The following is an 18,255-nucleotide window of genomic DNA, read 5'->3' on the forward strand; positions in this document are numbered from 1 at the left end:
TCAGAAGGTCAGTACTTTATCGGCAGCCAGGGTCCATTGGGCCAGCATCGGCAGGGTGCCGACCTCAATGCCCTCGATCAGCGGCAGGGCTGTGATGCCACGAGCATCGGTGCAGGTTTTGCACAGGCGAATGGTGACACCTTGCGCCAGCAGGATCTCCAGCATCTGGCGCAGGTTGTACCCCTCGGCCGGTGCCTGACCGGCCAGCGCTGCACTCACCGCATCAGACATCAGGAACAGCTTCAGGCTGGCTCCACCCTGTTCGTTGAGGGCGATAGCGAGACGCAGGGCGTTGAACAGGGATTCGCTGCCATAGGGGGCACCGTTGGCAATGACCACAATTTGTTGATTCATAACAGACTCCCGATTGGAAAGAGCGCCATTGTAGAACCAACAGGGTGGCAATTGCGTGATGTTGCACAACTTCTGTCGCACCTTTTTCCCGCTTGCTTGACCCTGCTGCCGATCGAGGTTTTGATGGTCAGCTCGCAAACAAGACCGGATGAATCGAGATGTGGAAAGTATTGGGAGCCGGCTTGCTGCTGTTGGCGGGTCAGGCCTTTGGCAGTGAGGCGGTCGGTTGCAAGGCCCGTCTGCACGCCGTCAACGACCAGCTGGTGTTTGCCAAAGCACACAATAACGCCGGGCAGATTGCCGGGCTGGAACAGGCCGCGCGCAATATCAAGGCCAACTGTACCGATGAAGGTCTGCTTAAGGAGCAGAAAGAGCGGGTTAACAAACTGCGTGGCGAGGTGGATAAGCGTCTGCTCGAGCTGCAGGAGGCGAGAGTGGCTGGCAAGCCGGGCAAGATTGCCGACAAGCAGAGCAAACTGGATCAGGCGCAGATCGACTTGCTGGCGGCGCAACGGGAGCTGGACAAACTGATCCGGCAGGTCGGCAAGTGATGGCCAGCCGCTGAACGCAGGATCAAAAAAGGCCGATTGCTCGGCCTTTTTGCATTTACTGTCGGTGCATCCGCACAAACTTTTCCATCAGCTGATCTTCTGTCTCCACATGAGCGGGATCCCAGATGATGCAGTCGATAGGGCAGACACTGATGCAGGTCGGCTTCTCATAGTGACCGACGCACTCGGTGCAGCGACTGGGGTCGATCTCGTAGATCTCCTCACCCAGGCTGATGGCCTGGTTGGGGCACTCGGGATCGCACATGTCACAGTTGATGCACTTGTCGGTGATGAGCAGCGCCATTTCAGGCCGCCGTGTGCGGGTTGCGGGTATCCTGGCTGTCGCCCAGATTGCGCAGCAAAATGCCGTAGTTCACATCCAGATCTTTCGGGACCGGCACATAGACCACGTGACCGTTGCCCGGCGCGGTGTCGATAAGCTCCCCTTTGCGGTTCTCCATCTGCTCCAGATTGAAACGGACGTTGCCCAGCGGGGTCATCAGCTCCAGGTTGTTGCCCACCAGGAACTTGTTCTTCACCTCGACCTCGACCATGTCACCTTTGCGACCGGTGATCTCGCCGACAAACTGCTGGGTGTCGGAGACGGAGTAGCCGTAGTCGTAGTTCTGGTATTCGCTGTGGTTGTGACGGCGCAGGAAGCCCTCGGTGTAGCCGCGGTGAGCCAGATTCTCGAGGGTGCCCATCAGGCTGCGATCGAACGGACGACCCGCCACCGCATCATCGATGGCCTTGCGGTAAACCTGAGCGGTACGGGCGCAGTAATAGAAGGATTTGGTGCGCCCTTCGATTTTCAGGGAGTGAACGCCCATCCTGGTCAGGCGCTCGACGTGCTCGACCGCGCGCAAGTCCTTGGAGTTCATGATGTAGGTGCCGTGTTCGTCTTCAAAGGCGCTCATGTACTCGCCCGGGCGGTTGGACTCTTCCAGCAGCACCAGGGCATCGGTCGGCTTGCCAAGGCCTAGCGTGTTGTCCGGACGCACTGCGATGGGCTCCTGACGGTGGACGATCTGGCCCACGTCATCTTCTTTACCTTCGTGCACCTTGTACTCCCAGCGGCAGGAGTTGGTGCAGGTGCCCTGGTTGGGGTCACGCTTGTTGATATAGCCGGAGAGCAGGCAGCGGCCGGAGTAGGCCATGCACAGGGCGCCGTGAACGAACACTTCCAGCTCCATCTCCGGCACCTGCATGCGGATCTCTTCGATCTCGTCCAGCGACAGCTCGCGGGAGAGGATGGCGCGGGTCAGGCCCATCTGATGCCAGAACTTCACCGTGGCCCAGTTGACCGCGTTGGCCTGCACCGAGAGGTGAATGGGCATATCCGGGAAGGCTTCACGCATCATCATGATAAGACCGGGGTCGGACATGATCAGCGCATCCGGCTTCATCTCCACCACAGGGCGCATGTCGCGGATAAAGGTCTTGAGCTTGGAGTTGTGGGGCTGGATGTTGGCCACCACATAGAACTGCTTGCCCAGTGCATGGGCTTCGCTGATGCCGAGCTGCAGGTTTTCATGATCGAATTCGTTGTTGCGCACCCGCAGGCTGTAGCGGGGCTGACCGGCATAGACGGCATCGGCGCCATAGGCATAGGCGTAACGCATGTTCTTGAGGGAACCTGCGGGGGAGAGCAATTCTGGTTTAAACATGGCGGACTCTTTATATCTGATTGCAAATCAGGACGATGCCACCTGATGGCATCGTAGTGGTTGAGTTGCGGTGCAAGATGCCCTCCGAGAGGAGGCTCAATGCCGCGCGACCCGATGACGGCATATCCGGGGCCTATCTACAGAAGATGCGCCGGATATTCGGGGTGCGAGATTGTACTCGCCCCCACGTCATCATGCAATTTGGCAGGAATATCATGCGAATGGAAAATCAGCTTTTGGGGAATCTTTGATGGTGGGTTAGCGATAGTTGCTGATCTTCAATTATCCACTGCGAGTTGAAAATCGGGGAACTGCTCACTCATAAAATTGCGGGGGCTGTGGCCATTGCCTGCGGTGGCCAGCCACTCCCAGTCCAGTCTTGGCGAGCCGGCTTTGAAGCGCTGGTAGGCCACCCCCTTGTGAACCGTCAGAAAAAGAGTCGTGGGGAGTCCCAGCTTGTTGCTGTAGCGCACCATCAGATCGCCCTGATAGTCATTGCCGATCCTGACTTTGAGCGCCTGCAGTGTCAGACCGGTGGCGTGGCCATGCTCGTCCCAGACTTCAAACATGATGTGAACACTCTGATGTGGATGATGCCACGATGGAAAAGACGGGATGCAATTGCAACTGTCAGATCTGACAAGCTCAGAAAAATGTGGGGAGAATGACAGAAAGCGAAAACCCGGCGCTAGGCCGGGTTTTCTTGAATGATGGTGGAGGGAGAAGGATTCGAACCTTCGAAGGCAGAGCCGTCAGATTTACAGTCTGATCCCTTTGGCCGCTCGGGAACCCCTCCACAGGGGCAAAGCAAATTGTATTCAGCCATTGCAATCAGGGAAATGGTGGAGGGAGAAGGATTCGAACCTTCGAAGGCAGAGCCGTCAGATTTACAGTCTGATCCCTTTGGCCGCTCGGGAACCCCTCCACGGGGTATTTCCTGATTGTCACTACTTTTGCACTTGAATGGTGGAGGGAGAAGGATTCGAACCTTCGAAGGCAGAGCCGTCAGATTTACAGTCTGATCCCTTTGGCCGCTCGGGAACCCCTCCCCAAGTGCGAGGCGCATACTATCAGATCCAGAGGCTTTGTGAACCCCTTGATGAGGCATCTGGCCGTAAAAAATGACTGTTCGTCGATTTTTTGATACATCCAGCTCAAAATTCAAGCTTATCAGCAAGTTGTGCGCTGCTTTTCTGCACAAAACAGCATCCGTGCAAGTTGGCGATCGCGCTGAAGAGAAGGCAAATAGCAGAAGACCGCCAGTGTCGGCGGTCTTCCCGGGCATCACATCTAGCGCTGGAACGGGTAGACCGAACCCAGTTTCAGGATCTGGGTCAGCTCGTCCAGCGCGCAGCGGGACTCCTGCACCAGTGCGGGATCCCGCAGATCGTCGAGGGTCAGTCGGTCACGGTAGTGGCGATCGACCCAGCCATCGAGGCGGGCAAACTGGCTGTCGTTGATGAGGCAAGCCGGATTGACCGCCGCGAGTTCCTGATCGTTCATGGCAACCCGTAGTCGCAGGCAGGCGGGGCCGCCGCCATTGCGCATGCTCTGTTTCACATCCATATAGTGGACCGCCTTGATCGGCGTCTCCTGCGTCAGCAGCTTGCCAAGATAGGCCGACACCGCCGGATTATCACGGCACTCGGTGGGGGCGATGATGGCCATCTCACCGCTCGGCAGGGTGAGGATCTGGGTGTTGAACAGATAGGATTTCACCGCATCCAGCACGGAAACTTCTGCAGTCGGCACTTCGATAAAGTGCAGGTCCCCTTCGCCAAACTTGGTACGTACCTCGGCCAGCGCCGACTCGGTATTGAGGAACGCCTGCTGGTGGAAGAAGAGCAGGTTCTGGTTGCCCACCGCGATCACGTCGTTGTGGAACACCCCCTGATCGATCACATCCGGGTTTTGCTGAATAAACACCACGCTCTCCTCGCCAAGGCCATGGAGACGGGAGATGGCCTGGCTTGCCTCCAGAGTCTGGCGGGCCGGATAGCGCTTCGGCGCCGGGCGGGAGTAGTCAAAGGCGCTGCGGCCATAGACAAACAGCTCGACCCCCGCCTCGCCATAGGCACGGCAGAGGCGGGTGTGGTTAGCTGCCCCCTCGTCGCCGAAGTGGTCATTCTCCGGCAGATGGAGGTGGTGGCTGAAGTGGCGATCATTGTTGAACACGGCTCGCAGGATACGGCCCGTGACGTCGGGCTCCAGAGAGCGGTGAAACTTGTTGGTCAGGTTGGCGGGGGTGAAGTGAATGCGGCCATCCTGAGTATCGGCACTGGGAGAAACGGTGGCGGCATTGGCGGTCCACATGCTGGAGGCTGAATAGCAGGCAGCCAGTACGGCAGGAGCCTGCTTGGCGGCCTGCTCCAGCACCCGGGCATCGTTGCCGGTGAAGCCTAGGCGGCGCAGGGTGGCGAGATCGGGACGCTCTTGTGGGGCCAGTACCCCCTGGGTCATGCCAAGCTCGGTCAGCGCCTTCATCTTGCGCAGCCCCTGCTTGGCGGCCTCTTTCGGATTGGAAGCCTCCTGGGCATTGCTCTGGGAGGCGACATTGCCGTAGGAGAGGCCGGCATAGTTATGAGTCGGGCCGACCAGACCGTCGAAATTGACCTCGAAGTGCTTCATTGAGTACATCCTTTCGATTTTTATGATGGGTAGCGGTTCCTTCCGCGCACAATGCGTCGGGGTTGGGCCATTATAAAGAGATTTTATGTTTTTGTAACAAGCTGGTAACCGGCAGACGTTTTTATGTCGTTTCAGATATAAAAAGAGGGGCGGTATGGCAGAAAATTGAAAAAGCGGTTGCGTCCGGCCTGTTGCCTTCGCATTAATAAATAAAGAAGCAATAAAAGAAGCTGTGTGGTGCGGGCTGGTCAGGCAAATTTGCTCACAAGATTGCTTTTTCGTGCCAAATCTCTTATACAGCCCCACAAAACCGCACACCAACCCCGTCGGGTGCAATGAGGATAATAGTTACAGCATGGGCAAATCACTGGTCATAGTGGAGTCTCCGGCCAAGGCCAAGACGATCAACAAATATCTGGGCAAGGACTACGTGGTGAAATCCAGCGTTGGTCATGTTCGCGATCTGCCCACCAGCGGCAGCGCCAGCACCGAGCCCAAGAAACCTGTCATTCGCGGCATCAAATTGAGCGAATCCGAGAAGGCTGCCAAGGATCGCAAGGCCCTGTTTGCCCGGATGGGTATCAATCCGACCGCTGGCTGGCAGGCTAACTACCAGATTTTGCCCGGCAAGGAGAAGGTGGTCAGCGAGTTGCAAAGTCTGGCCGAGAAAGCCGACACCATCTATCTCGCAACCGACTTGGATAGAGAGGGAGAAGCGATCGCCTGGCATCTGCGCGAGATCATCGGTGGCGACGACAGCCGCTACAAGCGCGTGGTGTTTAACGAAATCACCAAGAGCGCCATCAAGGAGGCGTTTGCCCAGCCGTCCGAACTCAATATTGACCGCGTCAATGCCCAGCAGGCCCGTCGTTTCCTCGACCGCGTGGTGGGTTACATGGTCTCCCCGCTGCTGTGGAAAAAGCTGGCACGCGGTCTCTCCGCCGGTCGAGTGCAGTCCGTTGCGGTGCGTCTCATCGTCGATAAAGAGCGCGAAATCAAGGCGTTCGTGCCGGTCGAGTTCTGGGATCTCAATGCCGACCTGCTGACCGCCGACAAGAGCGATCTGCGGATGGAAGTGGTCAGCCGCAACGGGGCTGACTTCAAGCCGGTGACCCAGGCCGAGACCTTTGCCGCTGTCGCTGCCCTGGAAGGGGTCGACTACAAGGTCGTTAACCGGGAAGACAAGCCGACCGGCTCCAAACCGTCCGCGCCGTTTATCACCTCCACCCTGCAGCAGGCGGCCTCTACCCGTCTGAGCTTCGGGGTCAAGAAGACCATGATGATGGCCCAGCGCCTCTATGAAGCGGGTTACATCACCTATATGCGTACCGACTCCACCAACCTCAGCAAAGAGGCGGTTGAAGCGGTGCGTGAATATATCGGCGAGCAGTATGGCGCGGCCTATCTGCCAGCCGAGCCGAATCTGTATGGCGCCAAGGCCAATGCCCAGGAAGCGCATGAGGCGATCCGTCCCTCCAACGTACAGGTGACTGCCGAGATGCTGGAAGGGATGGAGCCGGATGCCATGCGTCTGTACGATCTCATCTGGCGTCAGTTCGTTGCTTGCCAGATGACCCCGGCTCAATACGACTCCTCCACCCTGACCGTCAAGGCGGGTGAGTTCGAGCTCAAGGCCCGTGGTCGTACCCTGCGCTTCGCCGGTTGGACCAAGGCGCTGCCGCCGATGGGTCGCAAGGGCGAAGATAGCCAGCTGCCGGCGGTGACCGTTGGCGAGGTGCTGAAACTGGTCAAGCTGGATCCGCGCCAGCACTTCACCAAGCCGCCTGCCCGTTTCACTGAAGCTGCGCTGGTGCGCGAGCTGGAAAAACGCGGCATCGGCCGTCCGTCAACCTACGCCTCCATCATCTCCACCATCGTTGATCGCGGTTATGTGCGGGTCGAAAGCCGCCGCTTCTTTGCCGAGAAGATGGGTGAGATCGTCACCGATCGTCTGGTGGAGAACTTCGTCGAGCTGATGAACTACGAGTTCACCGCCAAGATGGAAGACAAGCTCGATGGCATCGCCGAAGGGAGCCTGGAGTGGAAGAAGGTGCTGGACAGCTTCTACGCCGAGTTTACCCAGGAGCTGGAGAAGGCTGACAAGGCACCCGAAGAGGGCGGCATGCGTGCCAACCAGATGGTGATGACCGACATCGACTGCCCGGATTGCGGCCGCAAGATGGGGATTCGTACTGCCACCACCGGCGTGTTCCTCGGCTGCTCCGGTTATGCTTTGCCGCCGAAAGAGCGCTGCAAGAAGACCATCAACCTGGTCTCTGCCGACGAGTTTGTCTCCGCCACCGACGGCGAAGAGGCTGAAACCGAAGCGCTGCGCGCCAAGCACCGCTGCGGCGTCTGTGGCACAGCGATGGATGCCTACATCATCGATGACAGCCGCAAGCTGCACGTCTGTGGCCGCAATCCGGACTGTGATGGCTACGAGATCGAGAAGGGCCAGTTCAAGCTCAAGGGCTACGAAGGGCCGAGCATCGAGTGCGACCGTTGCGGCGCCGAGATGCAGCTCAAGAACGGCCGTTTCGGCAAGTACATGGGCTGCACCAACGAGACCTGCAAGAACACCCGCAAGATCCTGAAAAACGGCGACATCGCGCCGCCGAAGGAGGATCCGGTGCCGCTGCCGGAGCTCAAGTGCACCCAGTCCGATGCCCATTTCGTGCTGCGTGACGGTGCTGCCGGTCTGTTCCTGGCGGCCAGCAACTTCCCCAAATCCCGCGAGACCCGCGCGCCGCTGGTGGAAGAGCTCAAGCGCTTCAAAGATCGCATCTCCGCCAAGCACAAGTATCTGGCCGGTGCACCGCTCACCGATCCGGACGGCAACCCCGCCATCGTGCGCTTCAGTCGCAAGACCAAGGAGCAGTACGTGATGAGCGAGGTCAACGGCAAGGCGACCGGCTGGACCGCTCACTACGATAACGGCAGCTGGAATCAGACTCTGCCCAAGCCGAAAAAAGCATGATGAGAAAGAGGTCCCGCACTGGGGCCTCTTTGCTTGGCGGGCGTCGTATACTGAGATGGCTGCAAGGAGTGCAGCTGTCGTCAATCGCGAAGTAGACAAGGAGGTTGAGATGGAGATTAACGAGATCCGGCCGGGCATGAGCTGCATGACCCGGGAAGGGGCAGCTTATGTGCTGGAGGTGGACCGGCAGAGCCTGCTGGTACTGCTGCAGCGCGCGGACGAGACCATACCGGTGCAGGTGCGCAGTGACGAGATCCTGGCGCCGCTGGAGTGATCCGGCCGTGCCCCTTCAAAACGGCAGTAGAAAAAGCAGCTCGGCCAAGTCGGGCTGCCATTGCCACTCCTTCATTCTGACCCTTCCACCAATCACGGGCACGCCCTCTTCCTGCAGCAATCCCGCCTGTCTGTCGAAGCCAGCCGATCCTTTCGGTAACGAGATAGTGCCCGCCGCGCCCAGCACCCGATGCCAGGGCAGTACCTTGTCGGTTTCCCGCAGCACCTTGCCCACCAGCCTTGCCCGTCCGGGCAGACCGGCCAGATCGGCCACCTGACCGTAACTGACCACCTTGCCCGCTGGAATGAGGGCGATGATCGCTTCGATACGGGCCGCTTTGTGCAATGGGGATGAACTTGATTCAATGCTCATAGCGACGATTCGTCAAAAACAACAGAAGCGCCATTGTGGCGCTTCTGTCATGGGGTTGGCAATGAGTCAGCCGAAGGTCTGACTGAGCCCTTTCAGTTGCTTGGCCCGTTCCAGCAGTTCGCGGCTAGAGTCATCTACTTTCTGCATTTTTGCGCTATTGGCGTGGGAGTATTCGGAGATCTGGTGGATGCTGCGGCTGATCTCCTCCACGACCGCTTGCTGCTGTTCTGCAGCGGTGGCGATCTGGGTGGAGTGTTCGGTGACCAGCTCTATTTCTGCCAGTACGGTATGGAGGTTGCTGGCGCCCTCCCGGGTCATCTGAGCGCACTCGCGGGTCTGTTGCAGATTCTCCTGCATCATGCCGCGCCAGCGCCCCAAGGTCTGCTGGATCTGCTGGATGCTGCCCTGGATCTGCTCGGTCGCCTTGTGGGTGCGGGTGGAGAGAGTTCGCACTTCGTCCGCCACCACCGCAAAACCACGGCCCTGATCCCCGGCGCGAGCGGCTTCGATGGCCGCGTTGAGAGCCAGCAGGTTAGTCTGCTCGGCGATGCCCTGGATCTCGCCCATGACACTGCCAATCCGTTCGGATTCGCTGGCGAGCTCTACCGCCGAGTTGAAGGCCAGCTCCGCCTGTCTGGCGAGTTGTTCCATCTGTTGCTCGGTCTGGTTTAACTGTCGATTGGTTTGTTCACAACGGTTGCGAGCTTCGTTGACTTGACTGTTGGAGTCCTGAATGTTGCGGGCGATTTCGTGAGCTGTGTTAGCCATCTGGGTCATAGCCGTGGCCATCTGCTGGGTCTGGGCATCTTGCTCGTTGATATCGAGACAGGCCTGATGAGAGGCCTGCTTAAGGTTGCTGGCCAGGGTTTGCAGAGGTGCCGTGGCATCGTTGACCCGCCCCAACACGGTGCGGATGCGGGCCTGCAGCATCTTGATATGAAAATCGGCAATGGCGCCGGGGTTGTCACCGGAGTAGACCAGCCGGGTCAGACTGTCATATTCACGGCCCAACTGCTGCAGATAGTGGGGCAGAGCGAAGATCTCGCGCCAGTAGGCGCCGCCGATGAGCAGCAGCGGCAGCAGCATCAGCAGGGCGGTCATGGCCCCCTGGCTGGCGAAGGTCCAGCCCATCAGGCCGAGCAGCAGCAAGGCGATGGTCGGAGCACGCAGCCGGGCAAGGGAAGGGAGACGGTTGGCCGTACCGCGCTCCGCCTTGAGCAGGGTCTGATAGGTCCGGGTGGCCACCCGTTTGAGCTCCGGATCGGGTTTGCAGCGGACCGACTGGTAGCCACTGATCCGCCCTGCCTCATAGATGGGGGTCACATAGGCATCGACCCAGTAGTAGCGGCCATCCTTGCAGCGGTTTTTCACCATGCCGCGCCAGGGTTTGCCCTCCTTGAGGCGAGCCCAGAGATCGGCAAAGGCCGCTTTGGGCATGTCGGGGTGGCGCACCAGATTGTGGTTGTATCCCACCAGCTCCTCTACCGAGTAGCCGGCGATGCGGCAAAAAGCCGGGTTGGCATAGGTGATAACCCCGCGCAGATCAGTGGTAGAGACCAGTTGCTCGTCGGCAGAAAATTCCACTTCGCTGTCCAGGGTATGGACGTCTCTGCGGGCCATAGGAATACGCTCCGATGTTATCGTTGACATGCTTGTCATAGATTAGGGTAGCAGCACCGGCGTGATATGCAGCTTGATAGCGGGCCGGCTTCATAGGGGGCTGTATTCTGCCAATAATGGCGGATGAATGGTAGGGGGGAAGTTGATGTTTTGTTGGCTAATCGTAAAAAAGGCGGCCGATTGGCCGCCAAAGTAGAGACAACATTACCTCTGTGGCATCCGGTAGCACACCTGCAACTGATCGAGGATCTGCAGCTGACCCGGCAGGCGGGCGGCGAAGTGATCCCAGCCCTTGTGGGCGGGATCGCTCCAGGCCACCTCGGCCGTGGCCAGCGTACGCGGGAACAACATGTAGTCGAGACGATCACGGCTGGTGATCAATTCTGACCACAAGGGGCTCAACACCCCGAGGATGTTATCGTTGGCATGGAAATCGGCTGGGGCAGGATCACACGAGTAGATCTGCTCCAGATTGAGGGTCCCCGCCCAGTAGAGGCCGGGTTCATGAATATCGGCGCTCCAGGCGAGATCCAGATAGAGGAACTGGGCGGGCGCCATCACCACCGGATAACCGGCCGCGGCAGCATCCAGCCCCGCCTGAAAGCTGGTCCAGGCGCAGATAGCCGCTTTGCGGCTCACCTTGTCACCATGCAGGATCTCCTCCCAGCCGATCATCTGTTTGCCTCTGGCGGCCAGATAGCGCTGGCAATGGCGCAGCAGATGGCCCTGCAGCTCACGGCAGTCGGAGTAGCCCTGTTCGGTCATCAGCTGCTGGCAGGCGGGGCTGTCGGTCCAGACCCCGGTCGGCACCTCGTCACCCCCCATGTGGATCTGCGGGCCGGGGAAGAGTTCGCACACCTCGTCCAGCACCGCTTCCAGAAAGCGGTAGGTGCCGGGCAGGGCGGGGTTGAGCACGTTGTCATCGAAATGCTGAACCGAGCGGTAGCGGGAGTGATCCGCCGCTTCCACCAGCAGCTCGGGCAGCGCCTTGATGGCGGCGTGGCAGTGGCCCGGAATGTCGATCTCGGGAATGACGGTGATGCCGAGCTCACTGGCATAGCTCACCAGCTCCTTCACCTCGCTCTGGGTGTAGTAGCCGCCATAGGGCTCGGCGCCGCCGCTCAGCTGGGGGCCGATCGCCAGATCGTAGCCGCGCCAGGCACCCACGTCGGTCAGCGCCGGGAAAGCCTTGATCTCGAGCCGCCACCCCTCGTCATCGGTCAGGTGCCAGTGGAAGCGGTTGAACTTGTAGAGGCTCATCAGCTTGAGCAGACGCTTGATGGTGGCCGGCGTGTGGAAGTGGCGGGCGCAGTCGAGAAAAATGCCGCGAAAGCCAAAGCGCGGGGCATCCTCCAGCGTGACGCAGGGCAGGCTCTCCCCATGTTGCAGATACCACTGGGCCAGGGTCACCAGCCCATGACGCCAACCCGCTTCGTCGGCGGCAGCAATCACCACCTCCTGCGGCGTGATGGTGAGTTGGTAGGCTTCGGGGGCCAGTTTGGCCTCGGTCAGCCTGATTTCTGCGTCGTGATCCTGCTCCAGCGCCAGCGACGTCAGCTCGTTAAAGTGGGCCAGCAGACCCGGTACATCACGGGGGGCGCTGACATGAGCCCGCTCGGCCAGCCGGAAGTTCCCCTCCAGCAGCACCAGATGGGCCGGTTGCGGCACGATTCCGGGCAGGGGCTCGACCTTGGGCAGGTCGGGGCGACTTACCGGCGGGTTCTCCAGTCCGAGATCCTGCTCCGCCAGGGTCACCGGCAGCAGCTGGGCGCCGGTGGTCGCCTCCGGCAAGCTGAGAAAAAAGCCCTGCGGCATGTCGGAGATCTTCTTGATGGGGGCCTGGCGGCAGCAAAAGCGCAGCTCGCGGCTACCTGCATTCGGAACCATCACCTTGTAGCTGCCGCTCTGGCGCTCCAGCTCGCCCCCTTGCAAGGATTCGGGGTCGATATGGCGGGCCAGACAGAAGTGAAGCTTCCATTGATTCTCTGGCAAGTGCGACAGAGTGAAGGTGAACCAGACATCCTCGCCGTCACGTCGGGCGACCTGGGTGTGGATCAGGGGTGTAGACATGGAAAATCCTCTGATTGGGCAAACAGGATGGCGCCATCGAGCGCATCTGCCTGGGGGGGGATCAGGTTGAGCTGGCCGAGACGGGGAGCGAGGCGGGTGCCAATCCCCCCCAGCAGGGCGATCTGTCTGGCACCCAGCTGGGTCATTCCCTCCAGCAGGATCCGCAGCTGTTCGCAGGCTTCGTCCAGCAGCTGATTGGCGAGCTCGTCGCCATCGTTGGCGGCATCGAATACCCAGGGGGCAAAGTGGCCATAGTCCGCCGGAATGGCGCGGGCGGCCCAGCGTACCACTTCGGCCTGATCCCGTTTGAAGCGGTCCATCAAGCGGATGGCGAGGGTGCTGGGGGGCAAAATGCCATCGTGGCAGAGCAGGGATTGCTGAATGGCGCGCAGCCCCAGCCAGGCGCCGCTGCCTATGTCTGAAATGGGGAAGCCGCGGCCGGAGCAGGTGCGGATCTGCCCCTCCTGATAGACCAGCCCCACCGAGCCGGTACCGGCGATCAGAATGGCTCCCTCGCGGCCGCCAAAGGCGCCGAGGCAGGCACCGAAGGCATCGGAGGTGAGCCTGACGCTGGCAAAGGGGAAGGGCATCTTGAGCAGGGCGTGATAGCTGTCGGCCAGCTCGGCGGAGGCGAGCGCCAGCCCGACCCCCATCTGTTGTTCACACTCGATGCCTAGCCCGGCAGCAAGGCGGGCGCTGGCGATGGCGGCCAGCACATTGGCGTGGGCATGGGGGATGCCCAGCTCCAGATTGGAGCCTGCCGCGCGCCCCTCTCCGAGCAGCTTGCCCGCCCGATCCCGAATGCGGGCGCGGGTGTGGGTGCCACCGCCATCGACGCCGACCCAGTACTCAATCATGGCGACCTCCATTTCCCTGCGCACTCTGCCAAGTGATGGCCAGAGCAAACCGGACTGCATGGAGGATCCGCTGTTCTTCCCTGTGCCAGTTATGATCGCTGTACATCTCAATCATGGCGACCTCCATTTCCCTGCGCACTCTGCCAAGTGATGGCCAGAGCAAACCAGGCTGCGTGGGGGATCCACTGCTCGCCCCAGCGCCAGTTCTGATCCAGCCTGTCCTTGTACTCCTCCGGAATAAAGGCCACCTCATTTTCGTCATCGAATCCGGCGGTGATGCCGTTGCAGATGCCCCCCTGCGCGTTGGGATACCCGGCGGTATAGGTGGGGTTGTTGATACCGTGGCCCGCCAGCATGCAGGCGTTGAAGGGGTTTTGCCCGAGGATCCAGTCGAGCTGGCGTTGGCCATAAGTGATTAGCGGCTGGCTCTGGCGGGGGAAGTGGCGGGCGCCAGCAAAGGCCATGGCCGCCAGCGAGGCGAGGCGGGCATTTTCCCCCTGCCACCAGTAACCGGACTCGTTGTTGTGGGGCATAAAGAAGCTGATGCGCGGCGCTTCATCTACCCCTTTCACATATTGGCGGGCGAGGGAGAAGGGGTTGCCCGCACGGGCGCAGAGCGCCAGCTCGGCGGCCAGCGCCTGCTCCACTACGGTGTGTACCCGGGCCTGGTGCCCCTGATCCGGCTCTACGCCCAGATATTCCAGCAGCGCCAGCACCGGCAGACCCGCCTCAGCGGCGTGATAGTAGGGGCGCGAGCCATCCTCGTTGGCCGACCAGTAGTGACCCAGCTCCGGATGAATGCGCTGGCGGGCGCAGAGCTTGCTGGCGCGGACTCTCGCTTCATTGAGCCACTCGGTGCCGAAGGTGCGGGTCAGCTCTACCGCCGCCAGCAGGGCGCAGTAGTCATCGATGATGTTCTCGACCCCGTCATCAAGGTAGGTGAGGTTGTGCTCGCACAGATGCAGGTAGCCGCGTTTGGCTGCCTCGGCGTAGCGGCTGGCATCGACGTCGCCGCTGACGCTCTCGCGGGCGGCGCGGGCCAGCGCGGCGATAGCCATGCCGCCCCCTTGGCGAAAACCCGCCTGCCAGTTGGCGGATTTGATCCCCTGTTGGGTAGCATAGGCACACAATTCGCGCTGGGCGGGATCCTTGCTCCACTTGTCGAACAGGGTCATGTAGAAGAAGCCCGACTCATCCTGCATCCGGCAGAGGAAATCGGCGCCGTGCAGCGCCTCGTCATTGAGCCGCTTGCAGAGGTTCACCCCGTCGATATCGCGGCGGGGGGCCAAGAGTTCGCGGCACTTGAGCAGGGCCCACACCACCATGGGGGTCTGCTGGGGGTTGAGGTAGTTGGCGTAGGAGAGGTGGCTCAGGTACTTGCTCATGTCGCCGCTGGCATCGAACCAGCCGCCGTGCACATCTTTGTGTTGGTCGGTGCCAAACAGGCGGGCGCTGCGGTCGGCCCGATCGAAGGTGCCGCTGGCGCGCTGTCCCTTGAAGTAGTGGATGACGTCCGAGAGACAGCGGCTGGCCAGCAGATCCTGGCCGATGGCAAAGCGGGTGGAGCGGACAATGCCTTGGGCAGTGATCGCCTCCAGCCGATAGTGACCGGGCTCCTTGAAGGCGGAGAAGTCGGCGCGCCAGTAAGCGCGGCCCTGCCAGCCGGGGACGCTGCCAGCCGGTTGCAGCGGGGTTTCAAACAGGATCTGGCCATCACCCTGGCGTTGCAGCCTGACATAGCCGCCGAGATCAGGGGCGGGGGAGGTTTGCAACAGGGCGACCTTGTGTCCGTCGCACTCGTAGCCCACCTGATTGATCAAGAGTTCCATCAAGGTATTACTCCTGTGGTTCACCGCCGGGCGGTGAGGCACATCACGGGGCTGTGGCCGCCCCGTATCGAGGCATGGCCGGACAGGGTTGTCCGGCCGGTCTAAGTCTCACCCTCACTCGTAGAGGTAGCAGCGCACGAAGTGGTTGTCGGCAAGCTTGGTGATGGGGGGCAGCGTCTCCTTGCAGCGGGGCATCGCCTGATTGCAACGCCCGGCAAAGGGGCAGCCACAGGATTCCGGCGTCCAGAGCGGGATCTCCCCCTTGCGGCCCCCCTCCAGCTCGGCGTGGATGCTCTTCTCCGGGTCGGGCACCGCCGAGATGAGCAGCTGGGTGTAGGGGTGCTGCGGGTGGTGCAGGATCTCGTCCACCTCACCCCACTCCACCATGTGCCCCACATACATCACCGCCAGATCTTCCGCCACATAGCGGGCGGTGGCGATGTCGTGGGTGATGTAGAGCATGGAGACGCCGAGCTCGTTCTTCATCTGCTCCATCAGGTTGAGGATGCCGATGCGAATGGAGACGTCGAGCATGGAGGTGGGTTCGTCCGCCAGTACCACTTCCGCCTCCACCGCCAGATTGCGGGCGATGTTGACCCGCTGGCGCTGACCGCCGGAGAGCTGGTGCGGATACTTGGCCGCCGTTGCCTTGGCGGGGGTGAGCCCTACCTTCTCAAGCAGGGCGTAGACCATGTCGGGCAGCTCTTTCTTGTCGATCACCTTGCTGTGCAGCAGCAGGGGGCGGGCGATGTGGTGATAGATGGTGTGGGTCGGATTGAGCGAACCGAACGGATCTTGCCACACCATCTGCACGCTCTGGCGATAGTCCAGCAGGGCGGTGCCCTTGTTGAACTCCTCCAGATCGTGGCCGCGATAGAGAATGCGCCCGGCACTGAGCTTGTACATCTTGGCGATGATCTTGGCGATGGTGCTCTTGCCGGAGCCCGACTCCCCGACCACCGCCAGGGCGCGGCCCCGGTGCAGGTTGAAGGTGATGTCGGAGAGTGCCCGCATCTTGCCACTTTTGATGGCATTGGAGTTGATGGGGAAGTCCTTGTAGAGGTGCTGGACTTCGATGATGGGTGCATCGGTTTTGGCGATTTGCATGACAGACATCCTTAACAGCCAGCGGCCTTGTCCAGATAGATCACGGGATCTTGTTGCAGTCCCTGCTCCTCATAGAGGTGGCAGGCGGTCTGTTGCCCGGGGCGGATCTCGGCCAATCTGGTGTACTCCTGACGGCAGCGATCGTGCACCTTGCCGCAGCGGGCCTGAAAGCGGCAGCCGACCGGCACCTCCAGCAGGTTGAGCGGGGTGCCCGGGATCCCCTCCAGCACCTTCTTCGGCCCGTGCAGGGGGGGGAAGGAGTTGCCGAGCCCTCTGGTATAGGGGTGTAGCGGCGCGGTCAGGATCGCCTTGGAAGGAGCGACCTCCACCAGTTCACCGGCATACATGATGCCGATGCGATCGCAGAACTCCACCATCAGGGAGAGGTCGTGGGTGATAAACAGAATGGAGAAGTTGAACTTCTCTTTCAGGGCATAGACCTTCTGCAGGATCTCCCGCTGTACCACCACATCGAGCGCTGTGGTCGGCTCATCCATGATGAGCAGCTCGGGGTTGAGCGCCATGGCGATGGCGATCACCAGCCGCTGGCGCATGCCGCCGGAGAACTGGTGCGGGTAATCCTTGAGCCGGCTCGGGTGGATATCGACGATGGCGAGCAGCTCCTGGGCGCGCTTGATCGCCTCATAGCGAGTCAGCCCCGGGTTGTGGGCCAGCAGCACGTCGCAGAACTGCTCCTCCATCCGCAGCACAGGGTTCAGGGCGTTCATGGCGGACTGGAACACCACCGACACCTGTTGCCAGCGGTAGGCGCGCAGCCGCTCGTCGTTGTAGTGGAGGATGTTCTCCCCCTTGAACAGGATCTCGCCACCGCTGATGTAGGCGGGCGGCTTGTGCAGCCGGGCCACCGAGAAGGCGACGGTGGATTTGCCGCAGCCCGACTCACCGGCGAGACCGAAGATCTCGCCCTGTCGGATATCGAAGCTCACCGAGTTGACGGCGCGCACGTCGCCATTTTCGGTGATGTAGTCGACGCAAAGATTGCGTACTGACAGCAGGGGATGCTTGTTCATGCTCTCTTCTCCTGTGCTGTGGCAACCGGTGTGGTGACTGGCGCCGCGAGTTTCTTCCAGCGGCTCAACCCTTTGTGGGAACGCAGTTGCGGGTTGGCAATCTCGTCGATGGCGAAGTTGAGCAGGGCCAGACCGGCACCCAGGGTGGCGATGGCAAAGCAGGGGGCCAGGATCTCCCACCAGGCGCCGACCAGAATGGCGCTGGAGGTCTGGGCGTTGTAGAGCATGATGCCCCAGCTCACCACGGTCGGGTCGCCGAGCCCGAGGAACTCCAGGGTCGCTTCGGTGACGATGGCGTAGATGATGGAGCCGATAAAGCTCACCCCTATGATGGAGATGAGGTTGGGCAGGATCTCCACCAGAATGATGCGCCAGGCCGGCTCGCCCAGCACTTCGGCGGCGATGACGAACTCCTTCTCGCGCAGGGCCAGGGTCTGGGCGCGGATCACCCGCGCGCCATAGGCCCACGAGGTCAAGCCGATTATCACGGCAATCACCGTCGGTGACGCCTCCCCGATAAAGCTCGCCAGCACCAGTAGCAAGGGGAGGTTGGGGATCACCAGCACCACGTTCATCAGGAAGGTGAGGCATTCATCCACCAGACCCCCGAAGTAACCGGCGGTGATGCCGATGGCGACGGCCAGGGTGCAGACCAGCAGGCCTGCGCTGAAGCCCACCAGCAGCGAGATACGGGCACCGTTGGTGAACTGGGCCCAGATATCGTGGCCCATGCGGGTGGAACCCATCACGAACTCGGCACTGGGCGGCTGGTGCGGGCGAGCGACCCGTTTGGTCGGCTCGTTGCTGGCCAGAATGGGGGCAAAGATAGCCATCAGTACGAAGGTAACCACGATGGCGAGGCCACAGGCAGCCTTCTTGTTGCCCAGCAGGATTTTCAAGATAGTCGGCATACGCATC

The 18,255-nt window shown here is 60.9% G+C and carries 16 protein-coding genes and 3 tRNA genes; 3 read left to right on the forward strand and 16 right to left on the reverse strand.

Going from position 1 to position 18,255, the window contains the following annotated elements; translation table 11 throughout:
• Positions 1–354, reverse strand: coding sequence for a DsrE/DsrF/TusD sulfur relay family protein (locus BN1117_RS14650; RefSeq protein WP_005334901.1), 354 nt, complete (start codon positions 352–354; stop codon positions 1–3).
• 158 nt (positions 355–512) lie between these two features.
• On the opposite strand from BN1117_RS14650, the gene BN1117_RS14655 reads away from it, so the two are divergent.
• Positions 513–905, forward strand: a complete 393-nt coding sequence (locus BN1117_RS14655) for a DUF1090 domain-containing protein (protein ID WP_040098539.1) — start codon at positions 513–515, stop codon at positions 903–905.
• Between the two features lie 55 nt (positions 906–960).
• On the opposite strand, the gene BN1117_RS14660 is transcribed toward BN1117_RS14655, so the two are convergent.
• From BN1117_RS14660 to astB, 7 genes are all read right to left on the reverse strand, one after another.
• Entirely contained in the window at positions 961–1,209 is a 249-nt protein-coding gene (locus tag BN1117_RS14660) for a YfhL family 4Fe-4S dicluster ferredoxin (protein WP_005334896.1), read from the reverse strand.
• A gap of 1 nt (position 1,210) precedes the next feature.
• Positions 1,211–2,572, reverse strand: a complete 1,362-nt coding sequence (gene trhP / locus BN1117_RS14665; RefSeq protein ID WP_040098540.1) for a prephenate-dependent tRNA uridine(34) hydroxylase TrhP — start codon at positions 2,570–2,572, stop codon at positions 1,211–1,213.
• 278 nt (positions 2,573–2,850) lie between these two features.
• Positions 2,851–3,141: a hypothetical protein gene (locus BN1117_RS14675; RefSeq protein WP_040098542.1), complete on the reverse strand. Its 291-nt coding sequence runs from the start codon at positions 3,139–3,141 to the stop codon at positions 2,851–2,853.
• Positions 3,142–3,283: 142 nt separating this feature from the next.
• Positions 3,284–3,368 (reverse strand) — tRNA-Tyr (locus BN1117_RS14680).
• 44 nt (positions 3,369–3,412) lie between these two features.
• A tRNA-Tyr gene (locus BN1117_RS14685) sits at positions 3,413–3,497 on the reverse strand.
• Positions 3,498–3,536: 39 nt separating this feature from the next.
• A tRNA-Tyr gene (locus BN1117_RS14690) sits at positions 3,537–3,621 on the reverse strand.
• Positions 3,622–3,862: 241 nt separating this feature from the next.
• Entirely contained in the window at positions 3,863–5,200 is a 1,338-nt protein-coding gene (astB, locus tag BN1117_RS14695; protein ID WP_040098543.1) for an N-succinylarginine dihydrolase, read from the reverse strand.
• A 355-nt stretch (positions 5,201–5,555) separates the two neighbouring features.
• Here astB and topA point away from each other — a divergent pair, with 355 nt between their 5' ends.
• Together topA and BN1117_RS19675 are read left to right on the forward strand one after the other, a co-directional pair.
• Complete coding sequence (gene topA / locus BN1117_RS14700; protein WP_040098544.1) at positions 5,556–8,177, forward strand: type I DNA topoisomerase; 2,622 nt, start codon at positions 5,556–5,558, stop codon at positions 8,175–8,177.
• 109 nt (positions 8,178–8,286) lie between these two features.
• Entirely contained in the window at positions 8,287–8,451 is a 165-nt protein-coding gene (locus BN1117_RS19675) for a hypothetical protein (protein ID WP_005334891.1), read from the forward strand.
• A gap of 15 nt (positions 8,452–8,466) precedes the next feature.
• Here BN1117_RS19675 and BN1117_RS14705 read toward each other — a convergent pair whose 3' ends face one another.
• The 8 genes from BN1117_RS14705 to BN1117_RS14740 all read right to left on the reverse strand — a co-directional run bounded on the left by BN1117_RS14705 (position 8,467) and on the right by BN1117_RS14740 (position 18,254).
• A complete protein-coding gene (locus BN1117_RS14705) occupies positions 8,467–8,823 on the reverse strand; it encodes an MGMT family protein (RefSeq protein WP_040098545.1) in 357 nt (118 codons plus the stop codon).
• Between the two features lie 66 nt (positions 8,824–8,889).
• The gene (locus tag BN1117_RS14710) at positions 8,890–10,443 is read right to left on the reverse strand and encodes a methyl-accepting chemotaxis protein (RefSeq protein ID WP_040098546.1); all 1,554 of its coding nucleotides are present in this window, start codon (positions 10,441–10,443) and stop codon (positions 8,890–8,892) included.
• 204 nt (positions 10,444–10,647) lie between these two features.
• The gene (locus BN1117_RS14715; protein WP_040098547.1) at positions 10,648–12,513 is read right to left on the reverse strand and encodes a beta-N-acetylhexosaminidase; all 1,866 of its coding nucleotides are present in this window, start codon (positions 12,511–12,513) and stop codon (positions 10,648–10,650) included.
• Complete coding sequence (locus BN1117_RS14720) at positions 12,498–13,370, reverse strand: glucosamine kinase nucleotide-binding domain-containing protein (RefSeq protein ID WP_040098548.1); 873 nt, start codon at positions 13,368–13,370, stop codon at positions 12,498–12,500. The genes BN1117_RS14715 and BN1117_RS14720 overlap by 16 nt, the downstream gene beginning before the upstream one ends.
• Before the next feature lie 107 nt (positions 13,371–13,477).
• The gene (locus BN1117_RS14725) at positions 13,478–15,199 is read right to left on the reverse strand and encodes a glycoside hydrolase family 9 protein (protein ID WP_040098550.1); all 1,722 of its coding nucleotides are present in this window, start codon (positions 15,197–15,199) and stop codon (positions 13,478–13,480) included.
• Between the two features lie 114 nt (positions 15,200–15,313).
• The gene (locus tag BN1117_RS14730) at positions 15,314–16,306 is read right to left on the reverse strand and encodes an ABC transporter ATP-binding protein (protein ID WP_040098551.1); all 993 of its coding nucleotides are present in this window, start codon (positions 16,304–16,306) and stop codon (positions 15,314–15,316) included.
• Positions 16,307–16,317: 11 nt separating this feature from the next.
• Positions 16,318–17,337 (reverse strand): ABC transporter ATP-binding protein, encoded by a 1,020-nt coding sequence (locus BN1117_RS14735; protein ID WP_040098558.1) that lies wholly within the window; start codon positions 17,335–17,337, stop codon positions 16,318–16,320.
• On the reverse strand, positions 17,334–18,254 hold the full coding sequence (locus BN1117_RS14740) for an ABC transporter permease (protein WP_040098559.1): 921 nt from the start codon (positions 18,252–18,254) through the stop codon (positions 17,334–17,336). Before BN1117_RS14740 ends, BN1117_RS14735 begins: the two co-directional genes overlap by 4 nt.
• Position 18,255 lies beyond the last annotated feature (1 nt).

This window comes from Aeromonas australiensis (assembly GCF_000819725.1).
GTDB lineage: Bacteria > Pseudomonadota > Gammaproteobacteria > Enterobacterales > Aeromonadaceae > Aeromonas > Aeromonas australiensis.

What these genes read in the sequence shown, in the direction of transcription:
- BN1117_RS14650 (WP_005334901.1), bottom strand. Translation starts at nt 354, where the DNA reads ATGAATCAACAAATTGTGGTCATTGCCAACGGTGCCCCCTATGGCAGC.
- BN1117_RS14655 (WP_040098539.1), top strand. Translation starts at nt 513, where the DNA reads ATGTGGAAAGTATTGGGAGCCGGCTTGCTGCTGTTGGCGGGTCAGGCC.
- BN1117_RS14660 (WP_005334896.1), bottom strand. Translation starts at nt 1,209, where the DNA reads ATGGCGCTGCTCATCACCGACAAGTGCATCAACTGTGACATGTGCGAT.
- trhP (WP_040098540.1), bottom strand. Translation starts at nt 2,572, where the DNA reads ATGTTTAAACCAGAATTGCTCTCCCCCGCAGGTTCCCTCAAGAACATG.
- BN1117_RS14675 (WP_040098542.1), bottom strand. Translation starts at nt 3,141, where the DNA reads ATGTTTGAAGTCTGGGACGAGCATGGCCACGCCACCGGTCTGACACTG.
- astB (WP_040098543.1), bottom strand. Translation starts at nt 5,200, where the DNA reads ATGAAGCACTTCGAGGTCAATTTCGACGGTCTGGTCGGCCCGACTCAT.
- topA (WP_040098544.1), top strand. Translation starts at nt 5,556, where the DNA reads ATGGGCAAATCACTGGTCATAGTGGAGTCTCCGGCCAAGGCCAAGACG.
- BN1117_RS19675 (WP_005334891.1), top strand. Translation starts at nt 8,287, where the DNA reads ATGGAGATTAACGAGATCCGGCCGGGCATGAGCTGCATGACCCGGGAA.
- BN1117_RS14705 (WP_040098545.1), bottom strand. Translation starts at nt 8,823, where the DNA reads ATGAGCATTGAATCAAGTTCATCCCCATTGCACAAAGCGGCCCGTATC.
- BN1117_RS14710 (WP_040098546.1), bottom strand. Translation starts at nt 10,443, where the DNA reads ATGGCCCGCAGAGACGTCCATACCCTGGACAGCGAAGTGGAATTTTCT.
- BN1117_RS14715 (WP_040098547.1), bottom strand. Translation starts at nt 12,513, where the DNA reads ATGTCTACACCCCTGATCCACACCCAGGTCGCCCGACGTGACGGCGAG.
- BN1117_RS14720 (WP_040098548.1), bottom strand. Translation starts at nt 13,370, where the DNA reads ATGATTGAGTACTGGGTCGGCGTCGATGGCGGTGGCACCCACACCCGC.
- BN1117_RS14725 (WP_040098550.1), bottom strand. Translation starts at nt 15,199, where the DNA reads ATGGAACTCTTGATCAATCAGGTGGGCTACGAGTGCGACGGACACAAG.
- BN1117_RS14730 (WP_040098551.1), bottom strand. Translation starts at nt 16,306, where the DNA reads ATGCAAATCGCCAAAACCGATGCACCCATCATCGAAGTCCAGCACCTC.
- BN1117_RS14735 (WP_040098558.1), bottom strand. Translation starts at nt 17,337, where the DNA reads ATGAACAAGCATCCCCTGCTGTCAGTACGCAATCTTTGCGTCGACTAC.
- BN1117_RS14740 (WP_040098559.1), bottom strand. Translation starts at nt 18,254, where the DNA reads ATGCGTATGCCGACTATCTTGAAAATCCTGCTGGGCAACAAGAAGGCT.